Origin of the sequence: Mesorhizobium sp. M1A.F.Ca.IN.020.06.1.1, assembly GCF_004023265.1 — a bacterium.
GTDB lineage: Bacteria > Pseudomonadota > Alphaproteobacteria > Rhizobiales > Rhizobiaceae > Mesorhizobium.
On record NZ_RZSR01000510.1, the window covers coordinates 1 to 4,277 of the forward strand.

Here is a 4,277-nt window from a genome sequence, read left to right on the forward strand (position 1 = left end):
GGGTCGCGGGGAGGGGGGAGAATGAAATCACATCAGGTGCTCCGTATGGTAGCCCGGCAATCGAGTGCGGCCGCGGCCCGCATTGCGCTGTGCAGTGTCAGCCGTGATGGGCGCGCGTCGGCATCGTGGAGCGGGAAATCGGACCGACAGTGCGCGCCTCGACTCTCTTCCCGCCCCAGGGCCGCCACGGCGATCATCAGTGAGACCAAAGCCGGACCAGAGGCAGCGACATTGTCAGCTGCGATCGGCAGCAGGGTCGCCACCGCTTCGCGCATTGCCTCGCCGTCGCGGATGATACCCAGGGCGGCGGAGACAATTGGGCGGACCGCGGAAGCGTCTGGTCGTGGAGGGACGAATGTGGAGCATCTGCGCGGTCGCCGGGTATACGACGTGCCGGCAACGCTTTCGGCAACCCAGCTCGCGGTGACCGCCGCTTCGGTGAGCGAGTTGCTGGCCAGGCGGTTGGCGCCGTGCAGGCCGGTACAGGCGACCTCACCGCAGGCCCACAATCCCTCGATGGAGCTGCGGCCGGCGCTGTCTACGGCGACGCCGCCCATGTGATAATGTGCCGCCGGGCGCACCGGGATCGGGTCGGTCGCGGGGTCGACCCCTGCGCTCCGGCACAATTCGGCGATGCCTGGAAAACGCTTGCCAAATCTCGGGCCGAGACTTTGCCGTGCATCCAGGAATACGCGGCGTCCAACGGCAAGCTGGTGCCAAATGGCGCGCGCTACGACGTCGCGAGGCGCAAGTTCACCGCCAGGTGTGTCAGCGAGGAAGCGCTCTCCTCGCTCATCGATGAGCACCGCGCCTTCGCCACGCACGGCTTCGCTCACCAGCGGCATCGGCCGGCGCGGACCGTCGAGCGCAGTTGGATGGAACTGTATGAATTCCAAGTCGGCGAGTTCCGCCCCCGCCCATGCGGCGAGCGCCAGCCCGTGACCCCATGAGCCAGCGGGGTTTGTCGTGTCGCAAAACAGCCCGCCGACGCCGCCGGTCGCCAGCACCGCGCGACGCGTGGGCAGAGCGAGCGCGCCGGCTCGTCCTGCGGCGACCACGGCGATGACCGACCCGTCCTGCACGACCAGCCGGCGGACCTCCACATTTTCGATAGTGGTGATCGAGGCTGTACGCCGAACCGCGGCGATGAGCACGCGCACCAACTCGCGACCGGTGGCGTCGCCGGCTGCATGCACAATCCGCCGTCGCGAGTGTGCCGCCTCGAGCCCAAGTCGCAACGCGCGGTCAGGGTGCTGGTCGAAGGCGACGCCGAACCTTTGGATCGTCCTAATCGCTTCGGGTGCAGCTCGGACCACTCGCCGCACCGTGGCCTCGTCGCAGAGTCCGTCGCCGGCAGCTATCGTGTCGCAAAGGTGAAAATCCGGGCCGTCGTCGCCGCCGAGACTTGCCGCAAGACCGCCCTGGGCAAGCTCACTGCAGGCTCCGGTTCCAAGCGGCGCGTTGGTCAAAAGCACGACCGGTTCCGGCGCCAGATGAAGCGCCGTCATCAGGCCGGCAATGCCGCCACCGATGACGACCGGCGCCCCGGCGATGTCGCGAACCTCCAGGCTCATAGGGAAAGCATGCGCTCGACCGCGCGGCGGGCGGGGCCGGCAATTTCGGGATCAATCCGGACCTCATGCCGGTTCTGCTCGAGCGCGGCGCGAATGTTGGCCAGGTTGATGCGCTTCATGTGCGGGCACAGGTTGCATGGGCGAACGAACTCGACGTCGGGATGCGCGACCGCGACGTTGTCGCTCATCGAACATTCGGTCAGAAGGACGACACGCGTCGGTTTCTCCCGCTCGACATAATCCGACATCGCTGCGGTCGAGCCGGAGAACTCCGCCTCCGCGACAACGTCTGGTGGGCATTCTGGATGGGCCAGCACGATGACGCCTGGATGGGCATCGCGCAGTTCCCGAATGTCTGCTGCGGTGAAGCGCTCATGCACCTCGCAATGGCCTTTCCAGGCGATGATCTCGACGTCTGTATCGGCTGCCACGTTCCTCGCCAGATATTCGTCCGGCAGCATCAGCACACGCGCCACGCCAAGCGATTCCACCACCGCCTTCGCGTTGCCGGACGTGCAGCAGATGTCGGACTCCGCTTTTACGGCGGCCGAAGTGTTGACGTAAGTAACAACGGGGACCCCCGGATACCGCAGCCGCATTAGCCGCACGTCGTCTGCCGTGATCGATTCGGCCAGCGAGCAGCCGGCGCTGAGATCCGGGATGAGCACGGTCTTGTTCGGATTGAGCAGTTTTGCCGTCTCGGCCATGAAATGAACGCCGGCAACCACGATGATGTCGGCGTCGACCGTCACCGCCTTGTGGGCCAACGCCAGGCTGTCGCCGACGATGTCTGCCACGCAATGAAAAATTTCGGGCGTCTGGTAATTGTGCGCCAGCACCACCGCATTGCGCTCACGCTTCAGCGCTAAGATGGCTTCAATATCGCCGGCGAACGCGAGCCATTCAACGGGAGGGATCACCCGCCGGACACGCTCATACAGGGACGCAGCCATAGGTAACGCCCCAGCCATTGGCGCCTCGATTATATTCGGTTTGACAATAAGGGAATATGTCTACCTTGACTATAAGTATGTCAAGCCCGCGCCAGCGGTAATTTTGTCCCGGCGATAGCCCTGTCGTCGAGAACGGCATGGCGGAAGCGATAAAGCTTCGCCGGTCGGCCGCCCGTGTCGAGGGAGGTCTCCCCAGTCTCCTCAACAAGATCCTGCTGCTCGACCAGTCTCCGGAAGTTGGGCTTGTTGATGAGCCTGCCAGCCAGAGCTTCCACGGTTCGCTGCAGTTGCAGCAGCGTGAAGGAAGGCCGCATAAGCTCGAACACGACCGGCCGGTATTTGATCTTCGAACGCAGCCGCGCAATCCCGGTTGCCAGAATACGACGGTGGTCAGCGACCATTGGTTTGCCAGCCGCGGCCGCAATCGCGTCCCTGCCGCCACCGGCCTCTTCAATCAGAGCAGCTTCATAGAGCAACTCGTAGCGTTGGAGCGTGAGTTCCTCGTTCCAATGGCGGTCGTCGAAGCCGAAGGCTATCGCAGCGCGCTGCCGGCGCTCGCGTTGAGTGGTCGGCTCGCTGGCGCCGCCGGCCCACTCAATCAGGCGGGGCCGCAATCTATCGAGCAGCACAGGCGGCGTGCCGAAGCGGTGGTCCTCCCAGGGAAAATATTCGTACCAACTTTGCCAGCCGCACGCGGCCGAGTTCGTTGCCTGTTCCTTCCTGGTCAATGCGAGATAGCTGATTGAGATGACGCGCTGGTGGCGCTCAGTGCCGATGCGATCGCGATCGGCGAAGGTGTAGAGTTGCTCGATGTATCCCAGTGCATGGCCGGTCTGCTGCTCCACCCACCCCCTCAAACCCGACTGCAGCGATCGATGCTCAAGCGCAAAAGGTCCAGAAGGGAGGGTGTCCGCATGACCGACGGTGAGGACACAGGGCTCACTGTCGTTTACGGCGACCACGACGGCAGTCAGGTCCACTTTGGCTTCGTCAGCTTTGACGGCGGCTTTGCCTTTCTTGGTTCTTCTTGTCTGAGGATCCATGTTTGCGAAAGTGGGTTGGCCCAACGGAGCGCCTTAATCGATTGAATGTAACCTTGGCAGCCAGCACGTCAACACCGTACTACTCAAGCACTGTTTTTAGCTCTTCGCAGTCGCACAAAAATATGCCAAACGCGACACCCGCTGTTGGTAACGTAAGGGAAGGGGGCGTCGGTTGAGCGCGGCTGGTGAGATAAAAGGGATTAACCCTCCAGATATTCGATTGCGAAAAGGCCAAACGCCACTTGTATGCTTGACGGCCTACACCACGCCGGTCGCGAGGCTACTCGATCGCCACTGCGACATCGTTCTTGTCGGCGACAGCGTCGGCATGGTGGGCACGGCCTGTCGTCGACGCTGGGCGTCACGCTCGACATGATGATCATGCACGGACAGGCCGTTCGCCGCGGCCTTGAACACGCGCTGATGGTCGTCGACCTGCCCTTCGGTTCCTACGAGGAAAGCCCAGAGCACGCTTTCGGCAACGCTGCGCGCGTGATGGGTGAGACCGGTTGTTCAGCGGTGAAGCTCGAGGGCGGCGAGACCATCGCGGAAACCATCCGCTTCCTTACCGCGCGCGGCGTACCTGTCATGGCCCATGTGGGGCTGACGCCGCAGGCGGTAAACACGTTCGGAGGCTATCGTGTGCAGGGCCGGGGAGCCGATGCAGAGCGGATCAGGCGCGACGCCAGGGCGGTAACCGAGGCGGG

At 63.6% G+C, this 4,277-nt stretch carries 3 protein-coding genes and 1 pseudogene; 1 reads left to right on the forward strand and 3 read right to left on the reverse strand.

The features are described from left to right. Positions 1-32: 32 nt before the first annotated feature. The 3 genes from EOA60_RS20990 to EOA60_RS21000 all read right to left on the reverse strand — a co-directional run bounded on the left by EOA60_RS20990 (position 33) and on the right by EOA60_RS21000 (position 3,570). On the reverse strand, positions 33-1,574 hold the full coding sequence (locus EOA60_RS20990; RefSeq protein WP_029354892.1) for an L-aspartate oxidase: 1,542 nt from the start codon (positions 1,572-1,574) through the stop codon (positions 33-35). Then, complete coding sequence (gene nadA, locus EOA60_RS20995; RefSeq protein WP_029354894.1) at positions 1,571-2,545, reverse strand: quinolinate synthase NadA; 975 nt, start codon at positions 2,543-2,545, stop codon at positions 1,571-1,573. The genes EOA60_RS20990 and nadA overlap by 4 nt, the downstream gene beginning before the upstream one ends. Before the next feature lie 62 nt (positions 2,546-2,607). Then, positions 2,608-3,570 carry a hypothetical protein gene (locus EOA60_RS21000; RefSeq protein ID WP_091595813.1) on the reverse strand — a complete coding sequence of 321 codons (963 nt, stop codon included), beginning with the start codon at positions 3,568-3,570 and terminating at the stop codon, positions 2,608-2,610. 172 nt (positions 3,571-3,742) lie between these two features. Here EOA60_RS21000 and EOA60_RS21005 point away from each other — a divergent pair. Then, positions 3,743-4,277, forward strand: a pseudogene (locus EOA60_RS21005) (3-methyl-2-oxobutanoate hydroxymethyltransferase); the annotation flags it as partial.